This window comes from Actinoplanes sp. NPDC019969, from assembly GCF_055562375.1.
Genome location: NZ_JBVHFK010000004.1, coordinates 208,983 through 231,916 on the forward strand (window position 1 = coordinate 208,983; position 22,934 = coordinate 231,916).

General features: G+C 72.6%; 18 protein-coding genes and 1 riboswitch. Of the genes, 9 read left to right on the plus strand and 9 right to left on the minus strand.

The annotated features are described in order from the left end of the window. Positions 1-16: 16 nt before the first annotated feature. Positions 17-143, minus strand: a riboswitch (cobalamin riboswitch). 96 nt (positions 144-239) lie between these two features. The 4 genes from ACZ3II_RS14365 to ACZ3II_RS14380 all read left to right on the plus strand — a co-directional run bounded on the left by ACZ3II_RS14365 (position 240) and on the right by ACZ3II_RS14380 (position 5,603). Beyond that, positions 240-1,625: a precorrin-3B synthase gene (locus ACZ3II_RS14365; protein ID WP_465518089.1), complete on the plus strand. Its 1,386-nt coding sequence runs from the start codon at positions 240-242 to the stop codon at positions 1,623-1,625. A 4-nt stretch (positions 1,626-1,629) separates the two neighbouring features. Further along, positions 1,630-2,247 (plus strand): precorrin-8X methylmutase, encoded by a 618-nt coding sequence (locus ACZ3II_RS14370; RefSeq protein WP_465518090.1) that lies wholly within the window; start codon positions 1,630-1,632, stop codon positions 2,245-2,247. A 17-nt stretch (positions 2,248-2,264) separates the two neighbouring features. Next, entirely contained in the window at positions 2,265-3,866 is a 1,602-nt protein-coding gene (locus ACZ3II_RS14375; RefSeq protein WP_465518091.1) for a precorrin-2 C(20)-methyltransferase, read from the plus strand. A 201-nt stretch (positions 3,867-4,067) separates the two neighbouring features. Beyond that, positions 4,068-5,603 (plus strand): cellulase family glycosylhydrolase, encoded by a 1,536-nt coding sequence (locus ACZ3II_RS14380; RefSeq protein ID WP_465518092.1) that lies wholly within the window; start codon positions 4,068-4,070, stop codon positions 5,601-5,603. Here the strand turns inward: ACZ3II_RS14380 and ACZ3II_RS14385 are convergent. From ACZ3II_RS14385 to ACZ3II_RS14425, 9 genes are all read right to left on the minus strand, one after another. Continuing rightward, on the minus strand, positions 5,531-6,751 hold the full coding sequence (locus ACZ3II_RS14385) for a glycosyltransferase family 4 protein (protein ID WP_465518093.1): 1,221 nt from the start codon (positions 6,749-6,751) through the stop codon (positions 5,531-5,533). The genes ACZ3II_RS14380 and ACZ3II_RS14385 overlap by 73 nt on opposite strands. Next, positions 6,726-7,967, minus strand: coding sequence for a glycosyltransferase family 4 protein (locus tag ACZ3II_RS14390; RefSeq protein WP_465518094.1), 1,242 nt, complete (start codon positions 7,965-7,967; stop codon positions 6,726-6,728). Before ACZ3II_RS14390 ends, ACZ3II_RS14385 begins: the two co-directional genes overlap by 26 nt. After that, positions 7,964-9,481: a lipopolysaccharide biosynthesis protein gene (locus ACZ3II_RS14395; protein WP_465518095.1), complete on the minus strand. Its 1,518-nt coding sequence runs from the start codon at positions 9,479-9,481 to the stop codon at positions 7,964-7,966. Before ACZ3II_RS14395 ends, ACZ3II_RS14390 begins: the two co-directional genes overlap by 4 nt. Next, positions 9,475-10,524, minus strand: coding sequence for a hypothetical protein (locus ACZ3II_RS14400; protein WP_465518096.1), 1,050 nt, complete (start codon positions 10,522-10,524; stop codon positions 9,475-9,477). Before ACZ3II_RS14400 ends, ACZ3II_RS14395 begins: the two co-directional genes overlap by 7 nt. Beyond that, positions 10,521-12,419 carry a hypothetical protein gene (locus ACZ3II_RS14405; protein ID WP_465518097.1) on the minus strand — a complete coding sequence of 633 codons (1,899 nt, stop codon included), beginning with the start codon at positions 12,417-12,419 and terminating at the stop codon, positions 10,521-10,523. The genes ACZ3II_RS14400 and ACZ3II_RS14405 overlap by 4 nt, the downstream gene beginning before the upstream one ends. Beyond that, a complete protein-coding gene (locus tag ACZ3II_RS14410) occupies positions 12,416-13,516 on the minus strand; it encodes a glycosyltransferase family 4 protein (protein ID WP_465518098.1) in 1,101 nt (366 codons plus the stop codon). The genes ACZ3II_RS14405 and ACZ3II_RS14410 overlap by 4 nt, the downstream gene beginning before the upstream one ends. Beyond that, positions 13,513-14,361, minus strand: coding sequence for a glycosyltransferase family 2 protein (locus ACZ3II_RS14415; RefSeq protein ID WP_465518099.1), 849 nt, complete (start codon positions 14,359-14,361; stop codon positions 13,513-13,515). Before ACZ3II_RS14415 ends, ACZ3II_RS14410 begins: the two co-directional genes overlap by 4 nt. A 79-nt stretch (positions 14,362-14,440) precedes the next feature. Continuing rightward, complete coding sequence (locus ACZ3II_RS14420) at positions 14,441-15,118, minus strand: L-type lectin-domain containing protein (protein ID WP_465518100.1); 678 nt, start codon at positions 15,116-15,118, stop codon at positions 14,441-14,443. Between the two features lie 271 nt (positions 15,119-15,389). Further along, positions 15,390-17,519 carry an FAD-dependent oxidoreductase gene (locus ACZ3II_RS14425; RefSeq protein ID WP_465518101.1) on the minus strand — a complete coding sequence of 710 codons (2,130 nt, stop codon included), beginning with the start codon at positions 17,517-17,519 and terminating at the stop codon, positions 15,390-15,392. Positions 17,520-17,825: 306 nt separating this feature from the next. Here ACZ3II_RS14425 and ACZ3II_RS14430 point away from each other — a divergent pair, with 306 nt between their 5' ends. The 5 genes from ACZ3II_RS14430 (at position 17,826) to ACZ3II_RS14450 (ending at position 22,902) form a co-directional block, all read left to right on the plus strand. Then, the gene (locus tag ACZ3II_RS14430; RefSeq protein WP_465518102.1) at positions 17,826-18,587 is read left to right on the plus strand and encodes a glycerophosphodiester phosphodiesterase; all 762 of its coding nucleotides are present in this window, start codon (positions 17,826-17,828) and stop codon (positions 18,585-18,587) included. 262 nt (positions 18,588-18,849) lie between these two features. Beyond that, positions 18,850-20,322 carry a hypothetical protein gene (locus ACZ3II_RS14435; protein WP_465518103.1) on the plus strand — a complete coding sequence of 491 codons (1,473 nt, stop codon included), beginning with the start codon at positions 18,850-18,852 and terminating at the stop codon, positions 20,320-20,322. A 321-nt stretch (positions 20,323-20,643) separates the two neighbouring features. After that, the gene (locus tag ACZ3II_RS14440) at positions 20,644-21,483 is read left to right on the plus strand and encodes a siderophore-interacting protein (RefSeq protein ID WP_465518104.1); all 840 of its coding nucleotides are present in this window, start codon (positions 20,644-20,646) and stop codon (positions 21,481-21,483) included. 36 nt (positions 21,484-21,519) lie between these two features. After that, positions 21,520-22,701 carry a CynX/NimT family MFS transporter gene (locus ACZ3II_RS14445; protein WP_465518105.1) on the plus strand — a complete coding sequence of 394 codons (1,182 nt, stop codon included), beginning with the start codon at positions 21,520-21,522 and terminating at the stop codon, positions 22,699-22,701. A gap of 51 nt (positions 22,702-22,752) precedes the next feature. Then, a complete protein-coding gene (locus ACZ3II_RS14450) occupies positions 22,753-22,902 on the plus strand; it encodes a hypothetical protein (protein WP_465518106.1) in 150 nt (49 codons plus the stop codon). Positions 22,903-22,934 lie beyond the last annotated feature (32 nt).

Sequence of the window (22,934 nt, forward strand, 5' to 3'; positions counted from 1 at the left end):
GGGTCCGCGCCCCGGGTAGTCGGATGTCACAGCGACCGGAGTTCCTGGCTCCCAGGGAACATCCCTGGTCACAGTGGCGGGACCGCGCCGGTCTCACACCGGCTTCCTCCGCGGCGTCGCCGCTCGTGGACCCATAACCTTTCCGAACCCCGGTATCCGCCGTCAAGGCGGGAGGCCCGCTGTGACGCTCCCGACCCGAAGGTGAATCCGTGTCGGGGGGTCGCCGTAGTATCCGGGCCATGTCTGCCCGCCGATCCTCCGACACGGACGCCTGCCCCGGCGCGCTGCGGCTGCACGCCGCGGCCGACGGCATGCTGGCCCGGGTGCGGCTGCCCGGCGGGATGCTGTCCGGGGCTCAGCTGCGGTCGCTGCGGGAGCTTGCCGAGGAGTTCGGGGACGGCCATCTGGAGCTGACCTCCCGGGCGAATCTCCAGATCAGAGCCTTGCGGGCAGGCGACGCTCCGGCTGTGGCGGCCCGCTTGCGCGAGGCCGGGCTGCTGCCTTCCCCGACTCACGACAATGTACGGAACATCGCCGCCCCGCCTCTGCTCGGACCGTCGCTCCGCACCCTCGTGAGCGAGCTGGACCTGGCCATCCAGGACGATCCCGGCCTCCCGCACCTTCCCGGCAAGTTCCTCTTCGCGATCGGCCACGTGCCGCTCGCCTCCGACGTGGCCGCCATCCCGCTCATTCCCCACCTGCTTGGCATTCCCTCGGCCGCCGCCTCCTCCCACGCGCCGGCCCCGGTGGGGCTCGGCGATGAGCGGGCCGGCAACGCAGCGTTCGCGATCAGGTTCGCGGGGCACGACACCGGGGTCCGGGTGACGTTCGAGCGGGTCGTGCCGGTGCTCATCGCGGCCGCACACGCGTTCCTGGCGGAGCGAGAGGCGCAGCGTCACGACGGGCCGGCGGCCTGGCGGCTGCGGGAGTTGACCGACGGCCCGGCCCGGGTCTCGGCGCGGGTGGTGGCGGCACTCGGCTTGACGACGGCTCCGGTGGAAGCCGCGGCGCCGGTCAGCGCGCCGGAGCCTGCTGACCTGATCGGGCCGCTGCGGCAGGACGACGGGCTGACCGCGGTTGCGGCGCTGGTGCCGTTGGGACGGCTCGATGGCGTACGACTCAGGGTCTTGGAACAGGCGGAACGCCTGGTGGTGACGCCTTGGCGCGGAGTGGTCGTGCCTGATCTGCCGCCGCAGGCGGCCGTGGCCTGGGCGGCCCGCCTGACCGAAATCGATCTCGCCGTGACGCCTGGTTCGCCGTGGACCGGGGTGACCGCCTGCGCCGGCCGGCCCGGCTGCGCGAAATCCCTGGCCGACGTGCGTGCGGACGCCGCCGCCGCGGCCCGGTTCGTCGACGGCCTCCCGGTCCACTGGGTCGGCTGTGACCGCGCCTGTGGCAGCCCTGCCGGTCGGCACGTCCGCGCGGAGGCCACCCCCGAGGGCTACCGGATCACCCGTTTCCCCCACACCGGCGGCGGGAGCAGGAGCCGGTCCGAGGCCGGAAACGGGAACGAGACCCAGGCCAGAAACGGGAACCGCACCGGAAACGGGACGGGTGGGCCGTCGGTGTGGGAGGCGGGGACGCGGATGCTGGCGGACGTGGTGGCTGTGGCTAGGAGGCCCTGAGGATATGGAGTACGTGCGCGACGGCGCGGAGATCTATCGGCGGTCGTTCGCCACGATCCGGGCCGAGGCGGATCTGTCGGGGCTGCCGGAGGACGTGTCGCGGGTGGTGGTGCGGATGATCCACGCCTGCGGGATGGTGGATCTGGTGGAGGATGTCCGGTTCAGTCCGGGAGTGGTCACGGCGGCGCGTAAGGCGCTGCTCGGTGGGGCGCCGATCCTCTGCGACGCCGAGATGGTCGCGTCGGGGGTGACGCGGACCCGGCTGCCCGCCGCCAACGAGGTGCTGTGCACGCTGCGGGATCCGGCGGTTCCGGCGCTGGCGGCGGAGATCGGGAACACCCGCAGCGCGGCCGCCCTGGACCTGTGGGGAGACCGGCTCGGCGGCGCGGTGGTGGCGATCGGGAACGCGCCGACGGCCCTGTTCCGGCTGCTGGAGATGGTCGCGGCCGGTGCGCCGCGACCGGCGGCGGTGCTCGGGATCCCGGTGGGGTTCATCGGCGCGGCCGAGTCCAAGGAAGCCTTGGCGGAGTCCGGCCTGGAGTACCTGATCGTGCGGGGCCGCCGGGGCGGCAGTGCCATCACAGCGGCCGCGGTGAACGCGCTCGCCTCGGAAGCGGAATAGGCCGGAACGGAAGAAACATGACGAACGACGCACCCCGTAACGACACCGGCGCGGGCTCGAGGACCGGACGACTGTTCGGGGTCGGGCTGGGCCCCGGGGATCCCGAGCTGGTGACGGTCAAGGCGGCGCGGCTGATCGGCGCGGCCGACGTGATCGCGTACCACTCGGCGCGGCACGGGCGCAGCAACGCGCGGGCGATCGCCGCCGGTTACCTGCGGCCCGGGCAGATCGAGGAGGCCCTGGTCTACCCGGTGACGACGGAGACGACCGATCACCCGGGCGGATATCAGGGGGCGATCGACGAGTTCTACACCGAGGCGGCGGAGCGGCTCGCGGCGCATCTGGACGCCGGGCGGGACGTGGTGCTGCTCGCCGAGGGCGACCCGCTGTTCTACGGGTCCTACATGCACATGCACAAGCGGCTCGCCGACCGGTACGAGGCCACTGTCGTCCCCGGTGTCACCTCGGTCAGCGCGGCGTCGGCGGTGCTCGGCCGGCCGCTGATGGAACGCGACGAGGTTCTCACCGTCCTCCCCGGCACCCTGGAGCCGAAGGACCTGGCCGCCCGGCTGGCGGCCACCGACTCGGCTGCCGTGATGAAGCTGGGCCGCACCTTCGAGGGCGTCCGGGAGGCTCTCGAGGAGGCCGGCCGGCTCGACGACGCCTGGTACGTCGAACGCGCCACCACCGACAGGGAACGCTCCGGCCCGCTGCGTGACGTCGATCCGGCGACCGTGCCGTACTTCTCCCTGGCCCTGCTCCCGAGCCCGGCCGCCACGGCGTTCGCCGACGCCCGCACCGCGGGCGCCGGCGCCACGGACCGCGGCGAGCAGGCCGGCCAGGAGAGCGCGGATCACGGCGTACGGGCCGGGATCGGCGGGGTGACCGTCGTCGGGCTGGGCCCGGGCGCGCGGAACTGGCTGACCCCCGAGGCGCAGGAGGCGCTGGCCGGCGCGGACGACGTGATCGGCTACGGGCCCTATGTGGACCGGGTTCCGCCGAACCCGCGGCAGCGCCGGCACCCGTCGGACAACCGGGTCGAGGCGGAACGTGCGGCGTTCGCGCTGGACCTGGCGAAACGGGGTCGCCGGGTGGCGGTGGTGTCGTCCGGTGACCCGGGGGTCTTCGCGATGGCCGCGGCGGTGTTGGAGACCGCCGAGGACCCGCAGTGGCGCGACGTGCCGGTCCGGATCGTCCCCGGGCTGACGGCGGCGCAGGCGGTGGCGAGCCGGGCGGGCGCGCCGCTCGGCCACGACTTCTGCATCCTGTCGCTGTCGGACCGGCTCAAACCGTGGCCGGTGATCGAGACCCGGCTGACGGCGGCCGCGTCGGCCGACCTGGTGATCGCCCTCTACAACCCGGCTTCGAAGACCCGCCGGGAACAGCTGGTCCGGGCGCTGGAGGTGCTGCGCGGCCATCGCGGCCCGGACACCCCGGTGGTGGTGGGCCGGGACGTCGGCGGCCCCACCGAGAGCGTACGGATCACCACTCTCGCCGGCCTCGACCCGGCCACCGTGGACATGCGCTGCCTGCTGATCATCGGCTCGTCGCAGACCCGGGCGGTTCCGCGCGGCGACGGCAGCACCGCCGTCTTCACCCCGCGCCACTACCCCGGCTGACACCGTTCCGGGCCGGCCCGGGTGGCCGGCCCGGGTGGCCCGGAAGTGACAGCGATCGGCTGCTCCGGGCGTACCGAAAGGCTTGTGGAGGGGTTGCTCCTCGCAGGCAACCACACTGCATCGAGGTCGCACTGACCGTTGCCAGGGAGCAACCGATGGGAGGGGTCCGAACACCTGAAGCAATGTGAAGGGCTGACCTCCGTGAGTACTGCTCGCACCTGCGCGGCGATCCTGGCCTCTTCGCTCGTGCTCGCCCTGGCCGCCCCCGCCTCGGCGTCGCCGGAGGCAACCGGCGCGACCCCCACCGCCACGATCCAGCCGATCGACGGCTTCGAGCCGATCACCGTGCCGGACGGGACGACCGCGACCCTGCAGTCGAGGCTCACCGCCGTGCAGGCCGCCAAGACCATCAACTACTACCCGTCGAACGCCGGCTGGTCGGCGATGTGGACCGGTTTCGACGCCGCCCGCCTGGACGCCGATCTGGCCAAGGCGGCCGCGCTCGGCGCGGACAACGTACGGGCCATCGTCTTCCCGCAGGTCTTCGGTTTCCCCACCCCGAAGCCGGAGTACGCCGAGCGCTTCCGCAAGTTCGTCAGCACCGCCGACGCGCACGGCCTGACCGTCAAGGTGACGCTGTTCGACTGGTGGGCCACGTACGCCGACACCGCGGGCAGCGCGGCCTGGGCCCGCACGCTGCTCGAGCCGTACGCGACCGACCCCCGGATCCTGTCCGTGGAGCTGAAGAACGAGTTCCAGTCGGCCGACCCGGCCGCCGTGGCCTGGGTGCGGGAGCTGATCCCGGCGGTCCGCGCGGCCCTGCCGGAGATGCCGCTGACCCTGTCGGTGGACGGGCAGAGCGGCGCGGCCGGCCTGGCCCGGATCAAGGCGTCGCTGGCCGACTGCCCGCTCGACTACTACGACTTCCACTTCTACGGCAACTCGGAGCGGGCGCTCGCCGAGATCCACCGGGCGCAGGCAGCGGTCGACCCGGCGCCACTGGTGATCGGCGAGACGGGTCTGAGCACGTCGGCCGGCAGTGAGGGCGACCAGGCGGCGTACCTGGCCCGGGTGTTCCGGGCGGCAGGTGAGGCCGGGGTGCGCTCGGTGGCGCCGTGGACGCTCTACGACTTCGCGGCGGGCGCCATCCCGGCGAACTCGGCGGTGTCGAAGGCGCCGGCGCAGTACCGGTACGGCCTGTTCAAGGCGGACGGGACGGCCAAGGCGTCGGCGTCGGTGGTCCGCACCGCGTGGACCGGCGAGACGCTGGCCGAGGAGGTCCTGGACCTGGGGTTCGAAGCGAGCCGGGCGAGTTCGCCGTGGCGGGCGTACCGGCCCGAGCTCGGGGTGGCGATGCGCTCCCGGGAGGCCCGGACCGGGACGTACGCGGCCCGGTTCACCGGCACCGGCCGCGGTGACACGGCCATGCCGTCGATCCGGACGTCGCCGGTGACGCCGGTCCGCGGCGGCCAGGCCTGGCACGCCTCGGCGTGGGCCCGTGGCAGCGCCGTGACCGGGGTGAACGAGGTGTCGCTGAGCTGGTTCGACATCAACGACCGCTGGCTGGGGCAGCACACGTCGGCGCGGGTGGCCGAGGGCGCCAGCGACTGGACGCGGCTGACCGTGGACGCGGTCGCCCCGGCCGGGGCGACCAGCGTCCAGCTTCACCTCAAGTCGGGTGACAACACCGGGACGGTCTGGTTCGACGACGTGTCGCTGTCGGTCGAGCGGTCCTGAGGGAACCCGATCCGGTGCAGCAGGCGGGCGTAGGCGTCGACCGTACGCTCCCACGACGACGGATCGGCGTGCCGCCGGCCGGCCAGGCCGGCGGCACGGGTGATGCCCTCCCGCAGGTCACCCGGTTCGGCGGCGGGCACGAAGACGGTTCCGCTGTACGGTTCGGCGGCCTCCACCAGGCCGCCGACCGCGGTGACGACGACCGGCAGGCCGTGGCTCATCGCGATGTGCAGCGGCCCGCTCGCCGAACTGCGCCGGTACGGCAGGACCACCACGTCGGCCCGCGCGAAGAACTCGTTGACCTCGGCGTCGGCGACGTACCGGTTGACGAACTCGATCCGGTCCCGCACCGGCGAGTCCGCGATCATCTCGCCGGGCAGGGTCCAGCCCTCCCAGGTCTCCCCGACGACCGTCAGGTGGTACTGCGGGCCGAGGTCGGCGAACGCGGCGATCAGATCCTCAAGGCCCTTGTACGGCCGAATCGTCCCGAAGAACAGCAGCCGGCAGACGTCGTCGCCCGGCTCGCGTACCGGCCGGTCCGGCAGGTGGTGGTCGAACGGCCCGTGCAGCGCGATCTCGGCCGGCACCTCCCCCAGCCCGTACGCCTCGTCGAGCGCCGCCCGGTCGAACCGGGAGTGCACGATCACCCCGTCGGTGCGGCTCAGCAGCGGCCGGATGCACTGGCGCACGTACCGGGCCGCCCACCGGTGCCGGGCCTCCCCGGTGTCCTGGACCTCGTGGAACTCGACGATCACCCGGATCCCGAGCCGCCGGGCCGCGAGCGTCAGCAGCAGGTACGAGTGCAGCACCGCCCCGGTCCACCACTGCAGCACCAGCACGTCCGGCCGGAAACGGCGCAGGAAACGGAGCGCCCGGAACAGGCTGGGGACCGCCCACCAGTCGACGCCGTCGAAAACCCGTACCCCCGGGGTGTAGGCCAGGTCGGACAGGCGGTGACCGACACGCTCCCGCCCGGGGTAGAGCCGCGCCGGGAGCAGCCGGCGCATCAGGATCGTGCCCACCGGGAAACGTTCGGAGAGCGCGTTGCTGAGCCGGCAGGTGTAGTAGCTGATCCCGGAGAGGAAATGCCATCCGGATCCGACGACCAGGATCCTCGGGAACTCAGCGGGCGGCGGCGATGCAGGCACGGTAGACCTCCTCGATCTGGGGGACGACGCGGGCCGCGGTGAAATCGAGGCCACGCTGCTGACCGTTGACGCGCAGACGGGCGGCAAGGTCACGGTCGGTGAGCACCCGCAGCATCGCGGCGTGCAGGGCGCCGACGTCGCCGGGCGCCACGAGCAGGCCGTTGACGCCGTCCCCGCCGTCGCCGACCACGTCCAGCAGGCCCCCGGCGGCGGAGGCGATCAGCGGGGCGCCGGCCAGCATCGCCTCGACCGCGACCTGGCCCATGCCCTCCAGCACGGACGGCACCACACCGGCGGCGGCGTGCCGCCACGCGGACATCACCTGCGGATGCGGCACGTCGGTACGCACCGTCACGCCCTCCGGGACCGGTGGGGTGTCGTGACGCTGGGTGCCGATGCACACGAGCGCGACGTCGGTGTCGACGCGCAGTTTCTCGTACGCGTCGAACAGCACGTCGATCCCCTTGTGCGGGCCGAGCTGCCCGACGAACAGCAGGTACGGCCGGTCCGGCAGCCAGGTTGGCCGCGGGGTGGCGCGGGCCAGCTCGTCGAGGCCGTCCGGGACCAGGCTGGAGATCACCCGTACCGGCAGCAGATCCTCGGGCAGACGGGCCAGGTTCAGCGCCGACGCCACCGAGCGGGAGATCGCGGTCAGGCAGTCGATGCCGCGGTGCCGCTGCGCCCGCAGACCGGCGGTGAGCAGGGCCGACTTCGGTGTCCCGTACTGGTCGGCGGCGCACGGCACGCACCGTCCCAGGCTCGGGCCGTCCTCGCAGCGCCGGCCCTGCCGGGCGAACGTCTTGCGCACACACGTCAGCCCGAAATCGTGGGCGGTGTGCACATGCGGCAGCCCGAGCGGCCCCGAGTGCAGCGGCAGATAGCTGTACATCAGCCAGTCGTGACTGTGCACCAGGTCGAACGTGTTCTCCCGGAGCACGGCGGCGATCCCGGCGGTGACCAGCGGATCCGCGACCGTCGGGTGGAACGGCTTCCCCGGGTCCCGGTTCATCCCGGGAAAAAGGGTGTTCCCGAAACTCCGGACCCGGATCACCCGGATCCCATTGATCGTCTCGTCCTCCGGCGCCGCCGGCGTCGCCAGCGTGAGAACGGTGATCTCGTGCCCCCGGCGCACCATCTCCTCACCGCTGGTGGCGATGCTGCGCTCCAGGCCGCCGATCACCGGCGCGTAGAGATTGGACAAGTGCAGGATCCTCATGCGTCCCTCCCGGTTCGTTCCCTTTCCGCGGTACGCCGTCCGCGCTCCCTGCTGGTTCTCCGGGCTGTCTCGGGCGGGTCGAGGCAGCCCTGAGAACCAGCCGGACCCACCCGACCCTCGCCGGCCCCCGTCAAACCCCGGCTGGTCGTGGTGGCTGTCTCGAGCGCGTCGAGACAGCCGTGAGGATCAGCCGGGGGTTTGCGGCGGGTAGTTGCGAGCACTGCTACGAGCAGGGCGGCGGCAGTTTGGCCCGCCAGCCAGGCGACGCCCGCGCCGGCCACCCCGGAACCGGGCAGCAGCATCCAGGCCAGCGCCAGGCAGGTGCCGGCACGAACCAGGTTCAAGCGGCGGCAGCGGCGGAACAGACCTTGGGAACGCCAGTGCGCCACGGCCAGGTTGATCACCGCGTCCGGGAGCGCGGCCAGTACCAGGATCCGGAGCAGCGGGCCGGCTTCCACGGCGTACCCCGCGCTGAACAGGGCCAGGATCCGGTCGCCGGCGAACAGCAGCACGGCGGTGGGCGCCCCGACGACGGCCAGAACCACGAGGGCGGCGCGGGAGACGCTGACGGCGACGGCGTTGGTGCGTTCGGCGTACAGCGCCGACGCCACCGCCGGCGACACCATGAACAGCATCGACGCGGTCATCCACGCCAGGTAGAAGTGGGCGTTCGCGTCGGCGCCGAGCCGGGCCGTGACCAGCACCGGCAGCAGCGCGGCCGGGCCGGCCTGGGTCAGGTTGATCAGGTGATGGCCGGTCACCGCCGCTCCGAGGTGCGGAAGTTCCGTCCGGAGTCCGGCCGCCCATGCCCGCATCCGGGATCCGCCGATCCAAGCACCGGATCCACTGGTACGGGCATCGGATCCGCGGGGGCCGGGGCGGGAAGGGCGGAGGTGGCGGAGCGCGGCGCCGATGGTGACCAGGCTGATCAGGAGGGTGGGGAGGACGTAGGAAAGCAGAACGGCCCCGGCGCCGTGGAAACCGGCGGCCAGGACCGTGAACAGGGTGACGATCTTGCCGGTGGCGACCGCGAGATTGCGGATCAGCATGCCGCGGCCGGCGCGGTGGGCGACGTACAGGTTGTCCAGCAGGGTGGTCAGGGTGACCGCGACCGCCCCGGCGGCCAGCGCGATCATGCCGATCGGACCGGTCAGGAAACCGAAGTTTCCGGAGAACATCGGAACGGTCAGCGCCGCGGCGGTGGCGGTTGCCGTGGTGGTGGCCGAGGCGCACAGCAGGCCGGAACCGACGATCCGGGGCCAGGTCGCGCTGTCGCTGCCGGGCAGGCGCTGGATGAACATGTGCCCCGCGCCCAGGTTCGCGATCATGCTGACCGCGGTGGCGGCGGAGATCACGGCGGTGGCGGTTCCGATTCTTTCCGGAGGTACGGTCCTCGCCGCCAGCATCCAGTAGAGGTATCCGAGCCCGCCGTTGGTCACCGTGGTCGCCATGATCAACAGACTGTTGCGGGCCAGCGAGTCCCGGGAGAGCCGCCGGGCGGCCCTGATCAGCACGCCGCCCCCCGCGCACCGGCCGTGGTGGTGGCAAGAGCTGCGCCGCGGGCGTAAAAGCCGGTGCTGGTGGAGCCGGTGCCGATGGGGCTGATGCTGATGTTGACCGCGCGCAGGCAGCCGTCGGGTGGCAGGGCCGGAACGTAGACGCCGACCGAGCGGACCGTCTCGGCGGTGACGGTCAGCGGTTTCGTGGTGATCAGCTGGCCGCCGACGCTCACCCGGAGAGCCGTGGTGACGTCGGCGAGGCCGGCGCTGGCCACCCGGACCGGGACCACCAGGCCGCTGCGGGGGACGGTGACCGGGCGGTCGATCCCGGCGGCCCAGCCGTTGAGGGCGACGCTCAGGTAGCCCGGTTCGGCGGGACCGGGCATTTCCAGGTAGGCGCGGACCGCCACCGTTCCGACAGCTACCGCCAGGACGACGGGGACCGCCACGGCCACGGTGGTCCGGAGGTACCCGGGCTCGACCGGGGAAGGAACGTGGCCCGAGGTGGGCAAGGCGGTGACATGACCCGAGGCGGGCAGGGCCGAAACCTCGCCCGAGGTAGAGGAGGGATGGTCGCCGGGGGTGGGCGGGTGGCCGTACCCCGAAGCCTGGTCCTCCCCGACCGCGGACCGTGCGGTGAGGGAAACGCCGGGAACCGGCTCGCCGGACCCGTTGCGCTGGGCCGGGAGGCTCGCCGGGGTGGGCGTACGCCGTGCGGTCAGATGTTCGCGGGTGGCGGCGGTCGCGCCGAGCAGGGTGGCCAGCGCCGCGCAGGCGACGACCAGCGGGACCGGGCGCACCGGCTGGCCCAGCGCGTGCAGCAGCACCGCCAGAAGCGGCAGCGTGACGAGGGCGGCCGCCGCCGCGAGACCGGCCCGCAGCGTGGGAAGCGGTGAAGCTACCGGGGAAGGCGCCGGGGAGATCAGGGCGCGGGTCCAGAGGGCGCCGATGGCCAGGAGCGCCGTGAGGCACAACGGGACGGTGAGCCAGGGGCGGCCCGCGGCCGGGAGGAGGGCGGCGAGGGCGAGGTACGCGAGAAGCAGCAGCCGATAGGTCACAGCGCCCCCCTGTGGACGGTCTGGCCGAGGCTGTCGAAGTCGAAACGGTAGATCGCGATGTGCGGGCCGTCGTAGACCTTGATCAGCCAGGGCAGGGTGTCGAACTTGGTCAGCTGAGCCGTGGTGAAGCCGGGTGAAGCGGTGTGCGGGATCGGCTCGTTGGTCTCGAAGTAGATCTTGATTTCGGGGACCTGTTCGGCCATCCGGCGGTCCACGACGAGGTACTGGAAGCGCCAGTCGCGCAGTTGGGCCATCAGTGCGGCGGGCATCGGCTCGCCGGGGTCGGCCAGGTAGAGGTCGTAGGCGGGGAAGCTCTCCGAGCCGGTGGACGGTTCCTGGGCGCCGTACGAACCGAAGATCAGCCCGGAGTAGCGGTCGGCGACCAGCCGGGCGCCGCGGCCGTGGGTCGTGCGCAGCCACTCCGACGCGGCGAGGACCTCCGGGGTGGCGGCCCGGGTGTCGGAGCCGAAGACCGGGGGGCCGGGGAAGCGGTACGACGGATTCATCCCGGCCGCCGTGTTGCCGACCATGACCAGACCACACCCGGCCAGAAGAAGCGCACCGGAACCGCTGATCGGGCGGCGCGCGCGGTCCAGCAGTGCGATGATCAACGGGGCGGCGGCCACGGCGATGCCGAGGTAGCTGAACGCCCAGGACCGGCGTGCGCCCTCCGCCCCGGACGGGGTGAGGATCAGCAGGGTCGCCGGGAAATAGAGGGCGCCGAGCAGCAGCATCGCGGCGGAGGCCGCCTTGGTGAACGGCTCGGTACGGCCGCGGCGCTGCCACCACAGGATCGCGGCGCCGGCCGTGGCGAGGGCCGCGCAGCCGGGCGCGGCGAACGCGGCGTACTGCTCCCACCAGGGGGCGACCGACTGGCTGAACAGGGTACGGCCGCCGGAGCCACCGCCGGCCAGGCCGCTGAACTGGCCGAGGGCCCGCCCCAGGTACGGCTCGAGGTACTTGCCGGTGCGCGGCGAGACGGCTGCCATCCACAGGGCCACCGACAGCCCGGACGTCGCGGTCAGGAGCCAGGCGGTACGGGCCGGCGCCTTGACGACCGTGCAGGCGACGGCGACCAGGCCGAGCATGCCGGTGAGCCAGATCGCGGTCAGGTGGTGGGTCGCCACGATCGCCACGGTGAGCAGCACGAACAGCGCGGACCAGCCGGCCCGGCCGCCGCGGATCGCGCGGAGCGCGGCGACCAGCGCCCACACCAGCAGGCCGATGGCGAGGGACTCGTAGCCGAGCTGGGTGTCGAAGTAGAGGTACGAGCTGTTCAAGCTGTAGACGACGGCGGCCGCGGCGGCGATCCGGGCGTCCGGCCAGAGCTGCCCGGCCAGCGCGGCGACGCCGAGGGTGAGCAGCACGTGCGCGCAGACCAGGACGAACACGGCGGCGTGCCAGACGGTGACGCCGGTGAGCGTGGCCAGCGAGGCGACGCAGGCGTGCAGGCCGGGGTAGTCGCCGATGACCCGGACGATCGGGTTCTGCTGGAACAGCACGCCGTCGAGGAGGATGTCGTGGGCCTGCCCCCAGTGGGCGTACTCGTCGTGGTAGAGCGGCCCGGCCGGGTTGCGCAGCAGTTTCGGCAGGTAGGTGAAGCAGGCGTAGCCGATCAGGACGGCGAGGCGCAGCCGGGCGCTCGATCCGCGCCGGACCGCCCACCAGACGGCGGGCAGGCTGAAGATCAGCATGCCCGCCCAGAACCAGGTGAACGCGCCGTCCTGTCCCCATGCGGCCCGCTGATAGGCGATGACCAGGGCGGTGGCGCCGGCCGCCGCGGCGATGGTGAGGCTGGCGGCGGCCGCGGCCGGGGCGAACCGGGCCCGGATGACCGGCCCGGTTTCGCGTCCGTCCCGCCGCCCGACGGTGTGACTGGCCGTGGCAGCGATCATCGAGCGACGGCCCCCACGGGGGTGGTGCGGTGGGCGACCGCGGCGTAGATGTTGCGGGTCGCGCCGACCACGTCGTCCCAGGTCGGCAGGATCGCCGGCCGGGTCCGCCCGGCCGCGGCGGCGGCTTCGAGCGCGGCCGCGAGGGCCGTCTCGTCGTCCGGGTCGGCGAACCGCAGCCACGCGCTGTCCCCGGCCAGGCCGGCGACCTCGCGGTGCGCCGGGATCGGGGTGGCGACGGTGGGCAGCCCGGCGGCCAGGGCGTCGGCGACGGACATGCCGAACGCCTCGTGCGCGGAGGCGGAGACGGCAGCCGACGCCTGGGCGACGCAGGACTCGAAGGCCGCGTCGTCGAGCCGGCCGTGGAAGACCACCCGGCCGGCCAGCCCGAGGCCGGCGGCGAGCTGGCGCAGCCGGTCGGCGGACGGGCCGGTGCCGACCACGTCGAGGCGGTGCTCGGGGCCGAGCCGGGTCATCGCCCGGATCACCCGGTCGACGCGCTTGTACTGTTCGAGCCGCCCGACACAGAGGATCCGGCGGGTCTTGCCGGTGGCCGGGCGGCGGGTCGCCGCCGGGCGCGGGTCGGTGCCGTTGGGGATCACCACGGCCCGGCTGCCGACCTCGGGGAAGTCCCGGAGCACGAGGTCCCGCTCGGCCGAGGTGACGCAGACGACCGCCGAGGCGCGGTTCATGACGGTCCGGCCGAGCGGCCGGTAGAGCGGGTGCAGCGCGGCCCGGAACCGGGTGTGCCCGGTCCCGTGGTAGTGCGGCGTGAACACCAGCGGCGACCGGTTGCCCAGGGCGGCGCAGAGCGCGGCGAGGGCGTGGTAGCTGTGGGCGTGCAGGACGTCGTACTCGCCGGCGTGGGCGCGCAGCCAGCGCCAGAGCGGGACGGACAGCCGGTAGTTGCCGGCCGGGACGGTGAGCGGGAACCGGCGTACCACCACGCCGTCGATGTTCTCCACCGACTGGACACTGTGCTGGGTGATCACCTCGACGTCGTCGCCGGCGGCGACCAGGCCGGCGCACAGGCGTTTCACATGGGTCTCCACCCCGCCGATGTCGGGGTGATAGGCGTTCGAGACGACACCGATCCTCATCGGGCGGCACGCTCCGCGACGCGGGCGGCCCGGGTCCGGCGCGGCCACTCGCGGGCGATGGTGCGCAGCACCCGCATCCCGTCGGTGAGCGCGTTGAGGTTGCTGACACCGTGGATGCGGTTGTGCTCGAAGCTCGGCACCTCGGTGATCTTCAGTTCGGCGCGGGCCGCGCGCAGGTTGAGCAGGGTCTCGATCTCGAACCCGTCGCCCCACAGCCGGCCGTCGGCGTTGTCCGGCTTCGGGGACGTGCTGTCCAGGTCGAACACGTCGAGGCAGTGCGCCCAGAAGGCGTTGTAGCCGTAGCAGAGGTCGCTGTACCGGGTCCGGAACATGACGTTGACCAGCATGCTCAGGCACTTGTTGCCGGCCCGGCGCAGCCGGGTGATGTCGGCGCTGCCGCCGGTCGCCTGGAAGCGGGAGCCCTTGGCGAAGTCGGCGCCCTCGCGCAGCGCTTCGACGAAACGCGGGATCTCCATCGGGTCGGTCGACCCGTCGGCGTCGATCATGACGATGATGTCGCCGGTCGCCTCGGCGAATCCGCAGGCCAGAGCGTTGCCTTTGCCCTTGCGGTTCTGCCGGACCACGCGGATGTCGGGCCGCAGGCGGCGGGCCACCGCGACGGTGTCGTCGGTGGATCCGCCGTCGACCAGGACGATCTCGTCGACCTGCGGGAGGCGGGCGAAGACGTGCGGCAGGTTCTTGGCCTCGTTCAGGGCCGGGACGATGACGCTGATCCGGGGCTCCGGCTCGGCGTTCCCCTCCGGGATCGCGGTGATGTCCGGGACGCCGGGGAGCTCGAGAACGGCTTCGGTCTCGGCGGGGAGCACACGGTCGACCGTGGGCATATCTTTCTCCGATCGGGCAGGGTGGAGTCGGCCCGGGCCGGGCCGGAGGGCGGTCAGAGGGAGGGGGTCGGGCGCGCGGTCAGGACTGCGGGGCGCCGAGCGTCCACTGGTAGACGTCCTGGCGTGCGGTCAGATCGCCGGTGGATCCGGTGAAGCCGACCCAGGCGCGGTCGATGCCGGCCCGGTCGGCCAGTTCGATCGCGTGGTCCAGGACGAGCTGCTCCTTCGCACCGTTGGCGGCGGGGCGCACGTACACCCGCAGCCGGGTGGTGTCGGCGTCGTAGTTGACGCGGGCCCGGAACGGCCGGCCCTTCAGCGGGACCGTCGTGCGGCCGACCACCGACGGGTGCTCCGGGCTGCCGCCGAGCACGACCGCGAGGTGGTTGTCGTCGGGGTCCTTCGGGTTCTGGTACGTGTCGAACTCGATCGCCACGCTGTCGTGGATGCCCCGGTAGCCCATGCCACCGCCCCAGCCGCCGAGCGCCCGCGGGCCCTCGCCCTGCACCACGAAGGCGATGCCGTCGGCGCCCTTCTTCCCGTCCCGGATGTGGACGGTGAAGGCGGTCTCGAACGAGCTGTTGACGTCCACCGCCTGGGTGCTCCAGGCCGATCCGACCTGCTTGTAGCCGCCGTCGGTGAGGCGGATGACCCGCTCGTCGTCACCCGCGCGCCACATCAGCGAGGCGGTTCCGTTGAGGGCGAGTGGCGGTTTGTACGACGGGTCGGCGCCGGCCGCTCCGGCCGATCCCGCGTTCACCGCGGCCACTATGGAAAGCAGGGCGGAGGCCCAGACACCGCCCCGGACGGTCCTGGACGAACGAGAAAAGCGCACGACATGCTCCCTTTCAACGGCTTTGCCCGACTTAGACCTGGCCTAAGCTAGGTCAGTCCGCGAAGCCGTGTGAGCGAGTCGCGCTATTTACCCCCGAGGGATGGTGATCCCACGCGAGTCGTCACCGATCGTAGGCACAGCAGGGCCAGTGCATGTCGGAAAATCGGGAAAATGCGGTATATCCCGGCCTAACCGGTTACCGAGTGATGCGGGAATGCGCCGCGTGCTCCCGGTCGAGGAGCGGTTCCGCCACCACCGAGGCGGGCAGCCGGCGACCGGCGGATCCGATCTCCACCTGCGTGCCGGGGGCGGCCAGGACGGCGGGCAACCAGGCGTACGCGATCGGGGCGCCGACGGTCCAGCCGTACGCCGCCTCAGCCACGTGCCCCACCACGAAACCGCCCGCGTACACCGGCTCACCACCGGCCGGGACCTCCCCGTCCCCGGCCGGCAGCAGGCAGGTCAGCCGGCGGTCCGGGACCGCCCGGTCCTCGGCCTCCGGGTCGACCCGCCGGCCGGCCTCCAGCCGCAGACTCTCGAACGCGAGGTGACCGGCGGCGATCAGCCCGAACTCCCGGCCCGCCGCCCACAACGTGTCCCACAGCCGGGCGCCGTACCCCGCTGCGGTGTAGATCTCCCAGCCCGGCTCCCCCAGAACCGGCGACCGCAGCGCGGTCACCGGGACCATGCCCAGGAAACCCTCCCAGGCGTCCGGTTCGCCGGTGGTCCGCCAGCCGGCGAGCGGCGCGACCAGCTCCCGGGCGACCGGCCCCCAGACGCCGAGGCCGCAGGTGCCCCCGCTGACGTCACGCACGGTGACCCCCGGCGGGGCCTGCCGCCGCAGCCGGTCCAGGTCGAGCGGGCCACCGACGGCCAGCATGCGGTGCTCGGCGGGGCGCGCGACGATCATCGCGCCGGACTCGATCACCGAGCCCACCGGCTGGCCACCCACCGGACCGGTCAGTTCGATCCGGGTGGCCGCGGTCAGATCGAACAGGCCCACCTTGCGGCGGGTCAGCCGGGCCTCGGTCCCGGCCGCCGGGGAACCGGGGCGGGCGTCGCCGGCGGGCGGGTCGGTGTCGTACCAGAGGGGCCTCTCCCACCCGGCCGCAACGCCGAAGACCGCGCCCAGCTCGGCCTGGCGTGCGTGGAACGGCCCGGTCAGAAGGCCCCGGACGGGCTTGGAAAGACTTGCCCGGAGGTACGCCGGAGCACGCTGACCGGTGGTGAAACGGTGCAGATCGCACTCGCGCAGGTCGATGCCGGGCCGCCCGTCGACGATCCATTCGGCGAGCGCCTTCGCCGCGCCGGCCGAGTGCGCCACCTCGACGGCGGCGGCGGTCCACAGTCCGCGGGGCGCCTCCACCTCGCCGAGCAGCGGGAACCCGTCCGCTGTCACCGCCAGCACCCCGCCGGAGGCGTCGTCGAGGGCGGTGCCGCGCAGCGCCGGGATCAGCTCGGTGGCCGCCGTCCAGGACTGCTTGAACCGTTCCGGCACGAACGGCAGCTTCGCCGGATGCCCATCGCCGGGCAGGTCGTCGAGACCGGACGGGATCGGGTCGCCGCGGTGCGCGCAGATGCCGAACCGGTCCCCGTACGCCCGGAAGGACAGGTCACGGCCGGGATGCCGGAGGATCGGCAGGCCGTCGGACGCGCCGGCCGGAGTGGTCCGCACGTGCTGACGGACCACCGGCAGCGCCGGGACGCCGGCCAGTTCGGCGGCCCAGAACCCGGTGCACGCGACCACGACATCGGCCGGCAGGGTCTCGTCGTCGGCGGTCAGCACACCGGTGACCCGGCCGTTATTCGATAAAATATTGCTGACCCGCTTATTTCCGATAAATCGTGCGCCGCGTGATCCGGCGCGTTCCGCCTGCGTCTGCGCCGCCTGGATCGCCGGGATCAGACCGTCTCCCGGGACGTGCAGGCCGCCGAGCACGATCGACCTGTCGAGCAGCGGGAACAGGGCCGCGCAGGCGTCCGGCTCGACGACCGCCGAGCCGACGCCCCAGGACTGGCCGAGGCCGAACCGCCGGTGCAGCTCGGTGAGCCGCTCCGGGGCGGTCGCCACCTCCAGGCTGCCGACCGCCTGGAAACAGCCGAGCCGGGCGTACTTCTCCACGGTGTACCGGGCCAGCCGGGTCATGGTCCGCGACGGATGGGTCTGGAACACCAGGCCCGGCGTGTGCGAGCTGGACCCGCCCGTGACGAAGAGCGGGCCCTGGTCCAGCACCGTGACAGCGGTCCAGCCGCGGGCGGTGAGTTCGTCGGCCAGCGCGCATCCGACGATCCCTGCACCGATGATCACCACGGCCGGCCCGGTCACCGCCTCAGCCCGCCCGGCTCCCGGCCGGCTGGGCCGGCCACCGCAACCGGGGCCATCTCGGCACGGACCGCAGGCGGGCGCCCCGCCGGGCGCCGAAGCGCCGGGTCACCAGCCGGGTCTTGAGCGCACGCGAACACAACGGCCGCCGGACCGTCACGTCGCCTTCGATCGTGTCCAGTTCGAGCCACCTCTCCCACTCGGGCCGCCACCCCGCGAACTGTGGACAAGGATCATCACGAGGGCCGCCCCGGTCAATGGCCCGAGTCGTCTTTTACACCTGTGCAACAAGCCCGGCATACTGCCCCTGTGGATCACCCGTTCCTCGACGCTCCGCGGCCGCTCGCCTTCGCTCACCGTGGCGGCGCCGCCACCGGGGACGAGAACACCGCCGGCGCCTTCGGGCGGGCCGCCGCGATGGGATACCGGTACATCGAGACCGACGTGCACGCCACCGCCGACCACGTGCCGGTGGTCATCCACGACGCGAACCTGGACCGGGTCGCCGGGCAGCGCGCCCGGGTCGCCGACCTGACCTGGACCGACCTGTCCACCGTCCGGGTCGGCGGGGCGTCCGTGGTGCCCCGCCTCGACGAGGTGCTGGACGCCTGGCCGGAGATCCGGTTCAACGTCGACGTCAAGTCCGACGCGGTGGTCGAGCCGGCCGTCGCCTCGATCCGGCACACCGGCGCCGAGGACCGGGTGCTGCTCGCCTCGTTCAGCGACGCCCGCCTCGCCCGGGCCCGCGCCCTCGGCGGCGCCCGGCTCGCCACCTCCCTCGGCATGGGCTCGGTGGCCCGGCTCCGGATCGCCTCCACGGTGGGCCTGCCGCTGCGCCTGCCGTCGTCGGTGGCCGCCGCCCAGATCCCGGTCCGGCACGGCCGCGTCACCGTGCTCACGCCGCGTTTCCTGGCCTATCTGCACCGGCTCGGATTAGCCGTGCACGTGTGGACCATCGACGATCCCGCGGAAATGGAAAGGTTGATCGACATGGGGGTCGACGGCATCATGACCGACCGTATCGAGGTGCTGCGGGACGTCTATGCGGCACGCGGGCACTGGCCCGGCTAGGGGATGTTCACGTTCACCGTACTATCAGCTACTCTCCCAGGTCAGAGAGCTACGGCTGAGATCGCGTGAACCCGGGACATCATCCGTTCGGCTGATGCCGGGGGTTCGGGCCGGCTCCCACAAATTTATTTTAAGTTCGCCGTAAGAATTCCCTAATTCACGCTGCGGAATTGCTTTCTGTGAGACCTGCTCCTAACGTTCGGGCGTCGGCGCCCGCTCCGGCGCCGAGTGACCGGAATTCAGGGGAAAAGAAGGTCTCGTCATGCGAAGCTCGGGTCAACGACGTACCCGGCTGCTAGCCGCCGGCGCAGTGCTCACCGCGATCGGTGGGGTCATCGGCTTCACCCAGTTCGCCTCCGCCGCGGACACCCCCGGCGAGCAGCAACAGCAGCAGGGGCAGAGCGGCAAGGGCAAGGTGGTCGGCAACAACCTGACCATCCTCACCGACACCTGCGTGGACAGCGATCTGACGCCGCACGACGGCTTCCAGCGCGGCGAACGATGCGTGTCCACCGAGTTCGGTGAGGTCGGTGCGGCCGCGAACAACCCGACGCTGCTCATCACCCAGGCGCCGCGCGACGTGACCGTGGGCCAGCCCTTCACCCTGCAGATCAGCACCCGCAACCTGATCCGGGACCGGTTCCTCGCGGCCGGGCAGGGCGGGTACTACGTGGAGAGCAGCGTGCTGCGCAACGGCCTGGTGCGCGGCCACTTCCACACCGCCTGCCGGATCCTCGACAGCACCCGCTCGGCGCCCGAGCCCGCGCCGGTGCCGGCGTTCTTCGTCGCCACCGAGGACAGCCGGGGCGGCGCCGACCCGGACACGGTGACCATCCAGGTGCCGGGGCTGCCGCAGGCAGGGACGGCACAGTGCTCGTCGTGGGCAGGTGACGGCTCGCACCGCATCCCGATGATGGAGCGGGCCAACCAGACGCCCGCGCTCGACTCGGTCCGCATCACGGTCCGCGCCGCCGGAAACGACGGAAACAACGGCGGGAACCAGGGCGGAAACGGCGGAAACAACGGCGGCAACAACAACGGCGGCAACCAGGGCGGCGGGAACAACGGGGGCGGCAACAACGGCGGGAACAACGGGGGCGGCAACAACAACGGCGGCGGGGACGACAACGGCGCCGCACAGCCCACCACGCCGCCGACGACCGCACCGGCCAAGCCCGCCACGACCAAGCCGGCCGGGACGCCGGGCGGTGGCGCCACCGCGACCGCCACGCCGAACCGCACGACGGTGACCGCGACGCCGCGGGCGACGCGTACCACCACCGCGGCCGGCGACGACGACGCGAACGCCGCAGGCAACAACGGCAACAACGGCGGCACGAAGGCCACCACGGCCCCCGCGCCGACACCGACCCGGACGCCCGCGAGGGTGGAGTCGACCACCGAGGACGACACGAGCGAGACGACGGGCGGTGACGACGCCCCGAAGACCACCACGACGAAGAAGGCGACGACGACCGCGCCGGAGTTCGACGAGCCGGATCCGGGCGCGACCGAGACCGACGGGCCGGCCCTGGCCGAGGACTACGGCGACGGCGCGCCCGACAAGCCGGCGGGCACCTCGGAGACCCTGGCCGAGCCGCCGGCGAAGCAGAGCGGGCCGCTCGACCTGATCAGCAACAACCTGGCCTGGGTCGGTGGCGGCGCGGTGCTGCTGCTGGTCGGCCTGGTGATCACGGCGTTCCTGCGGGCCCGGCCCCGTAACAACTGGCGGTGATCCCGGAGCGGGCAGGATTCGTCCTGCCCGCTCTCCGATCCTGATGGGCCGCTTCGCCCGTGAGGGGCGTTGCGGTCGTACGCCGCAGCCCCGTCGCCGGGGATTGCCACGGGCGTCGTGGTCCGGCGCGGGGCGGCTCACGGCGTACCACATCCGCTTCTTGGCCTTGCCGGGCCGGATGGCCGGAAGATTCCGGCAAGCGGTGCCGGAGGGCGGCCCGGGGTGGCAGACTTTCACGAATACCTGCACGGGGGCGGTTGAACGCCCGGAATAAGGGTAGCCTTACCTGCCGGATCTTCCCGATGGCAGTGAGGTGCGACCATGGCGACCAGACCCGCGCGACCGGCCCACGAGGGTGTGGTCACCCGGGTGGAGCAGCTGACCCCGCACATGGTGCGTGTCGTGGTCGGCGGTGACGCGCTCGCTCACATCGAGGCCGGGCAGTTCAGCGATCACTACATCAAGGTGCTCTTCCCGCTTCCCGGCGTGACCTATCCGCAGCCGTTCGACCAGGGCGTGATCCGGGAGACGCTGCCGCGTGAGCAGTGGCCCGTCGTGCGCACCTACACGGTGCGCAAATGGCTGCCGGAGATCGGCGAGATGTGGGTCGACTTCGTGGTGCACGGCGACCAGGGCATCGCCGGGCCGTGGGCGGCGTCCGCGAAACCGGGCGACGCGTTCCGGTTCATGGGTCCCGGCGGCGGCTATCTGCCGGCCCCCGAGGCCGGCTGGCATCTGCTCGCCGGCGACGAGAGCGCCCTCCCGGCCATCGCCGCCTCCCTCGAGCGGATCCCCGACGGAGTGCCGGCCACGGCGTTCATCGAGGTCGCCGGCCCGGACGAGGAGCAGAAACTGGAGGCGCCGGCCGGTGCCGAGATCGTCTGGCTGCACCGGGGCGACCGGCAGGTCGGCGAGCTTCTGGTCGAGGCGGTGAAGGGGCTGACCTTCCCGGACGCGCGGGTGCAGGCGTTCGTGCACGGCGAGGCGACGTTCGTCAAGGAGCTGCGCGGGCACCTGCGTCTCGAGCGCGGTCTGACGATGGATCAGCTGTCCATCTCGGGGTACTGGCGACGCGGCCTGAACGAGGACGGCTGGCAGTCCAGCAAGCGCGAGTGGAACCAGCAAGTCGAGCGTGAGCAGGAACAAGCCGCGACGGTGTAAGGAGTGTGACCGCGAGCACCCGATACGCTGGGTGTCGTGGTGATCAGTGAGAAGACCCGTACCGGCAGCCTGTTCGCGTTGACGGCCCTGCTGCTGGCCGCGGTCAACCTCCGGCTCGCGGTCACCAGCATCGGCCCGGTGCTCACCGAGATCCGCACCGGGCTCGGCATGAGCGCCACCGTCGCCGGGCTCCTCACCTCCGTGCCGGTGGTCTGCTTCGCCTCGATCGGCCTGGCCGCGCCCCGGCTGGCCCAGCGGTTCGGCCCGTCCCGGGTGATCCTGGCCGGTCTGCTGCTGCTCTCCGCCGGCCTGGCGATCCGGCCGTACACCGGCCATCCCGCACCGTTCCTGCTGTTCAGCGCCGTCGCCCTGGCCGGCATCGCACTGGTCAACGTGCTGCTGCCGTCGATCGTCAAGGACCGGTTCCCGGATCAGGTCGGCACCGTCACCGGCCTCTACTCGGTGGCGCTCAACATCGGCGCCACCACCGCCGCCGCGGCGACCGTCCCGATCACCGGCGCCTTCGGCGACGACTGGCGGACGGGCCTGGCGATCTGGTCACTCGCCGCACTGGTCGCGCTTCCCCCGTGGTTGCTGCTGGCCCGTTCGCGCGGCGCCACCGCCGGTGCGGCTTCCGCAGACCCACCCGCGGTACGGGTGAGCCGTCACCCCGTCGCCTGGGCCCTCGCCGTGTACTTCGGCATGCAGTCCACCTCCGCCTACGTGATCATCGGCTGGCTGCCGGAGATCTACCGGGACGCCGGCCTGTCCCCATCGCTGGCCGGGGTGCTGTTCGCGGTCACCTCCCTGCTCGGCGTGCCACTGTCGTTCCTGCTCTCGGCGTACGCCGGCCGGCTGCGCTCGCAGAGCCACATCGCCCTGGCCCTCGGCCTGTTCGGCATCGCCGGCTGGACCGGCCTGTGGGTCTCCCCCGCCGCCGCCCCCTGGCTGTGGGCGATCCTCCTCGGCGTGGCCAACGCCGCGTTCCCCCTGGTCCTGACCATGATCGCGCTGCGCGGCAAGAATCCGGGCACGGTCGTCCGGTTGTCCGCCTTCGCCCAGAGCGTCGGCTACCTCATCGCCATCCCCAGCCCGATCCTGGTCGGCGCCCTGCACGACTGGTCCGGCGGCTGGCGGCTGCCGCTGGGCTTCATGGTCGCCCTGACCATCCCGCAGATCATCGCCGGCATGGCCGCCGGCCGTAACCGCCAGATCTGACCGGTCCGGCCCCGGCTGTCCGGGCCGTCACGGCACGGCGAGGATGGGCGAGTGACGTACCACTGGGACACCGAGATGGCGCCTCTACGGGCACGATTCGCCGGGCTCGACCGGCGGCGCGGACTGGCCCTGGCGATCCGGGCGATCGAGGGCACGGTAGAACGCCTGAACCCGATCGAGCCACCCGAGGCCCTCAACTGAATCACCGCCGCGCTGACGGCGGGCCGGGCAGC